Origin of the sequence: Streptomyces sp. NPDC050636 (assembly GCF_040654775.1) — a bacterium.
In the GTDB taxonomy this organism is placed as follows: domain Bacteria; phylum Actinomycetota; class Actinomycetes; order Streptomycetales; family Streptomycetaceae; genus Streptomyces.
On record NZ_JBFAIP010000191.1, the window covers coordinates 1 to 5269 of the forward strand.

Annotated in this window: 4 protein-coding genes; all 4 read left to right on the top strand. The window is 70.9% G+C overall.

All coding sequences use genetic code 11. The annotated features are described in order from the left end of the window. Window positions 1-156: 156 nt before the first annotated feature. Window positions 157-1314, top strand: a complete 1158-nt coding sequence (gene ispG / locus AB0I10_RS40050; protein WP_363157673.1) for a flavodoxin-dependent (E)-4-hydroxy-3-methylbut-2-enyl-diphosphate synthase — start codon at window positions 157-159, stop codon at window positions 1312-1314. Window positions 1315-1488: 174 nt separating this feature from the next. Continuing rightward, window positions 1489-2334: a GNAT family N-acetyltransferase gene (locus tag AB0I10_RS40055; protein WP_363157674.1), complete on the top strand. Its 846-nt coding sequence runs from the start codon at window positions 1489-1491 to the stop codon at window positions 2332-2334. A 40-nt stretch (window positions 2335-2374) separates the two neighbouring features. Further along, entirely contained in the window at window positions 2375-2911 is a 537-nt protein-coding gene (locus AB0I10_RS40060) for a GNAT family N-acetyltransferase (protein WP_363157675.1), read from the top strand. Window positions 2912-3445: 534 nt separating this feature from the next. Then, the gene (locus AB0I10_RS40065; RefSeq protein WP_363157676.1) at window positions 3446-5155 is read left to right on the top strand and encodes a proline--tRNA ligase; all 1710 of its coding nucleotides are present in this window, start codon (window positions 3446-3448) and stop codon (window positions 5153-5155) included. The last annotated feature ends 114 nt before the right edge of the window (window positions 5156-5269 follow it).

The window sequence follows — 5269 nt, forward strand, 5'->3', positions numbered from 1 at the left end:
GCCGTTCCTGCTCGCCGACCTGCCGGGTGCCCGGCCGCCTCCGTTCGAGGGGCCGCAGGGGACGGATGTGCCCCTGGCAACCCCTGTGCCGTAATCTCGGATAACGGAGCCCGCCGAAGCCGGGACCTTGATCCACACCTTGGGGTTGCTCGCCAGATGACTGCCATTTCACTGGGAATGCCGGACGTACCGACCAAGCTTGCCGACCGCCGGGTCAGCCGCAAGATCCAGGTCGGTTCGGTCGCCGTGGGCGGAGACGCACCGGTCTCGGTGCAGTCGATGACGACCACACGCACCTCCGACATCGGTGCCACGCTGCAGCAGATCGCCGAGCTGACCGCGTCCGGCTGCCAGATCGTCCGGGTCGCCTGCCCCACCCAGGACGACGCCGACGCGCTGCCGATCATTGCCAGGAAGTCCCAGATCCCGGTGATCGCGGACATCCACTTCCAGCCGAAGTACGTGTTCGCCGCCATCGACGCCGGCTGCGCCGCGGTCCGCGTCAACCCCGGCAACATCAAGCAGTTCGACGACAAGGTCAAGGAGATCGCCAAGGCGGCCTCCGACGCCGGCACCCCCATCCGCATCGGCGTCAACGCCGGCTCCCTGGACCGCCGCCTGCTCCAGAAGTACGGCAAGGCCACCCCCGAGGCGTTGGTCGAGTCCGCGCTCTGGGAGGCGTCCCTCTTCGAGGAGCACGGCTTCCGCGACATCAAGATCTCGGTCAAGCACAACGACCCGGTCGTGATGGTCAACGCCTACCGCCAGCTCGCCGCGCAGAGCGACTACCCCCTCCACCTCGGCGTCACCGAGGCCGGCCCCGCCTTCCAGGGCACCATCAAGTCCGCGGTCGCCTTCGGCGCGCTGCTCAGCGAGGGCATCGGCGACACCATCCGCGTCTCGCTGTCCGCGCCGCCGGCCGAGGAGATCAAGGTCGGCATCCAGATCCTGGAGTCGCTCAACCTCCGCCAGCGCCGCCTGGAGATCGTCTCCTGCCCGTCCTGCGGTCGCGCCCAGGTCGACGTATACAAGCTCGCCGAGGAAGTCACCGCGGGCCTCGACGGCATGGAGGTCCCCCTCCGCGTCGCCGTCATGGGCTGCGTCGTCAACGGACCCGGCGAGGCCCGCGAGGCCGACCTCGGTGTCGCCTCCGGCAACGGCAAGGGCCAGATCTTCGTCAAGGGCGAGGTCATCAAGACCGTCCCCGAGTCGAAGATCGTCGAGACCCTCATCGAAGAGGCGCTGAAGATCGCCGAGCAGATGGAGAAGGACGGCGTCGCCTCGGGCGAGCCGACCGTGGCCATCGCCGGCTGACCCACCGCACCACCGCCGAGCCCCGCCGCCCGCCCCGGGCCGCGGGGCTCGCGCCTACCCCGCGACGGAGTCGCCCACAGCGGGCCCCGGGTGCTCCCGCGCAGGTGGAGGTAAAGTGCCAAGACCTGCTCCCGCCTGGCCTCCCAGGCCCGTAACGGTGAGGCATTCCGACACGTGCTGACGACCACCACCATCAAGGTCCTTGAGCCCGGGGAGCTCGACGACGCCCTCGCGGTCCTGGACCGCGATCCGGTCGCCAACGCCTTCGTCGCCGCCCGTGTCCAGATCGCCGGGCTCGACCCCTGGCGGCTCGGCGGCGAGATGTGGGGCTGGTACGTCGGCGGCCGGCTGGAATCGCTCTGTTACGCCGGCGCCAACCTTGTCCCCGTCTGCGCCACCCCCGAGGCCATCCGCGGCTTCGCCGAGCGGGCCCGTCGCCAGGGCCGCCGCTGCTCCTCCATCGTCGGCCCGGCCGGCCCCACCGCCGAGCTGTGGGCGCTGCTGGAGCCCCACTGGGGACCGGCCCGCGAGGTCCGCGCCCACCAGCCCCTCATGGTCACCAGCTCGCCGTCCACCGAGATCGCGCCCGACCCGTACGTACGCCGGATCCGCAAGAACGAGATGGACGTGATCATGCCGGCGTGCGTGGCCATGTTCACCGAAGAGGTCGGCATCTCCCCGATGGCCGGCGACGGCGGGCTCCTCTACCAGGCCCGGGTCGCCGAACTCGTCGGCTCCGGCCGGTCCTTCGCCCGCATCGAGGACGGCAAGGTCGTCTTCAAGGCCGAGATCGGCGCCGCCACCCCGCGGGCCTGCCAGATCCAGGGCGTCTGGGTCGACCCCGCCTACCGAGGCAAGGGCCTGTCCGAGACCGGCATGGCCGCCGTGCTGCGCTACGCCCTCAGCGATGTCGCCCCGGTCGTCAGCCTCTACGTCAACGACTTCAACGCCGCGGCCCGCGCCTCCTACCGCCGGGTGGGCTTCGAGGAAGTCGGCGCGTTCATGAGCGTACTGTTCTGACCGCCACCCGTTCCGACGTGCCGCCTTGTACGCTCCGACCATGGATGACGTCGCGGTCGGCCCCCTCGATCTCGCTGCCCGCGTGGACGACGCGCTCGCCGTCCAGGCACTCGCCTTCGGACTCACCGACGATGAGATCGCCGTCCGCCGGCACATCGTCCTGCGCCACCTCGGCTGCCGCGGCGCCCGCGCGCTCGGCGCCACGACCCCCGCAGGCCGGCTCATCGGCTTCGTCTACGGCATGCCCAACGACCGCGCCCACTGGTGGTCCACCGTCGTCGAGCCCTACCTGCGCAGCGAGCGCCTCGACCAATGGCTCGACGACTCCTTCGTCATCACCGAGCTGCACGTCCACCCCGCCTACCAGAACCGCGGCATCGGCCGGACCCTCATCACCCACATCACCGACCAGGCCCGCGAACCGCGCAGCATCCTCTCCGCCATCGACACCGAGAGCCCGGCCCGCGCCCTGTACCGCTCCCTGGGCTACGTCGACATCGCCCGCCGCGTCCTGTTCCCGAGCGCACCGACGCCGTACGCGGTCATGGGCGCCCCTCTCCCACTGAAACGCCGCTGAGCGGTCTGCCGCCCCCGAGGCCGCAGGGAACGACAACGTCACGCCCCCACCCATCTTCCCCACCCACAACGGGAGGGGCCGGGCCGCAGGACGAAGTCCGGAGGCCCGGAACCGCACCCGAAAGCCCCGCGCAGCGGCACCAGCCCGCCGCAGGCGCAACGGCGCGAAAGCCAATAACGGCCCGGGCAAAGCGCAGCGGACCGGCATCAGCTAGCCGCAGGCGCAACGGCGCGAAAGCCAATATCGGCCCGGGCAAAGCGCAGCGGACCGGCACCAGCTAGCCGCAGGCGCAACGGCGCGAAAGCCAATATCGGCCCGGGCAAAGCGCAGCGGACCGGCATCAGCCCGCCGCAGGCGCAACGCCGCGAAGGTCGATAACGGCCCGGGCAAAGCGCAGCGGACCGGCACCAGCCCGCTGCAGGCACAACGGCAGCGCACCCCGGCGACGGCCCAGGCACCCCCATCGGCTCAGGCCAAGCGCGGCGAACACGCTAACCTCCTGGGAGTCACCTTTCTTACGCAGGAGAATCTCCCATGGCCCACGCCGCACAGGTCCAGCGCATGTCCCGCTTGATGATCAAGACGCTGCGCGACGACCCGGCCGACGCCGAGACCGCAAGCCACAAGCTGCTCGTCCGCGCCGGGTACGTCCGCCGTTCCTCCGCCGGCATCTGGACCTGGCTGCCGCTGGGCAAGAAGGTCCTGGAGAACGTCTCCCGCATCGTCCGCGAAGAGATGGACGCCATCGGCGGCCAGGAAGTCCTGCTGCCGGCCCTGCTGCCCAAGGAGCCCTACGAGGCCAGCGGCCGCTGGGAGGAGTACGGCGACCTCCTCTTCCGTCTCAAGGACCGCAAGGGCGCCGACTACCTTCTCGGCCCCACGCACGAAGAGATCTTCACCCTCACGGTCAAGGACCAGTGCACGTCCTACAAGGACCTGCCGGTGATCCTCTACCAGATCCAGACCAAGTACCGCGACGAGGCCCGCCCCCGCTCCGGCGTGCTGCGCGGCCGCGAGTTCCAGATGAAGGACTCGTACAGCTTCGACACCACCGACGAGGGCCTGGAGCAGTCCTACGCCCTGCACCGCGAGGCCTACCAGAAGATCTTCCAGCGCCTGGGGCTCGACTACCGCATCGTGTCCGCCGTGTCCGGCGCGATGGGCGGCTCGGCGTCGGAGGAGTTCCTGGCCCCCGCCACGGCCGGCGAGGACACCTTCGTGGACTGCCCGGCCTGCGACTACGCCGCGAACACCGAGGCCGTCACGGTCAAGGTGGCGCCGGTGGACGGTTCGGCCGTCGGCGCGATCGAGGAGCTGGACACCCCCGACACCCCGACCATCGAGACGCTCGCCGAGCACCTGGGCGTACCGGCCGCCGCCACCCTGAAGAACCTTCTGGTCAAGGTCGACGGCGAGATCGTCGCGGTGGGCGTGCCCGGTAACCGCGAGGTCGACCTGGGCAAGCTGGGCGAGCACCTGGCCCCGGCCGTCGTCGAGCTGGTCACCGCCGAGGACTTCATCGACCGCCCGGAGCTGGTCCGCGGCTACGTCGGCCCGCAGGGCATGGCCGGCAAGGCCTTCCGCTACCTCGCCGACCCGCGGGTCGCCCCCGGCACCTCGTGGATCACCGGCGCCAACAAGCAGGGCAAGCACGCCGGCAACGTCGTCGCGGGCCGCGACTTCGAGGTCGACGAATACCTCGACGTGGTCGTCGTCGAGCCCGGCGACCCCTGCCCGAACTGCGGCGCCGGCCTGCGCATCGACCGTGCCATCGAGATCGGCCACATCTTCCAGCTGGGACGCAAGTACGCGGACGCCTTCGAGCTCGATGTGCTCGGGCAGAACGGGAAGCCCGCCCGGGTCACCATGGGCTCGTACGGCATCGGCGTCTCCCGTGCGGTGGCCGCCCTCGCCGAGCAGACCCACGATGAGTCCGGACTGTGCTGGCCCCGCGAGGTCGCCCCGGCCGACGTGCACGTCGTCGCCGCCGGCAAGGCCAAGCAGACCGAACTCGCCCTGGAGGTCGGCGAACAGCTCGGCGCCGCGGGCCTGCGGGTCCTCGTCGACGACCGGGCCGGCGTCTCGCCCGGTGTGAAGTTCACCGACGCGGAGCTGCTCGGCGTCCCGACCATCGTCGTCGCCGGCCGCCGCGCCGCCGAGGGCGTCGTCGAGGTCAAGGACCGCCGCACCGGCGAGCGCGAGGAACTGACGGTCGAGGAGGCCGTCGCCCGCCTCAGCGCGTGACACCGATACCCGAGTAACGCTGTTACAGACGTACGAGATCCCGGTGCCGAACGACGACGGGCGGCCGCCGACACTGCATGTCTACCGGCGGGTCCCGGCGCGGGTGGGTCGCCT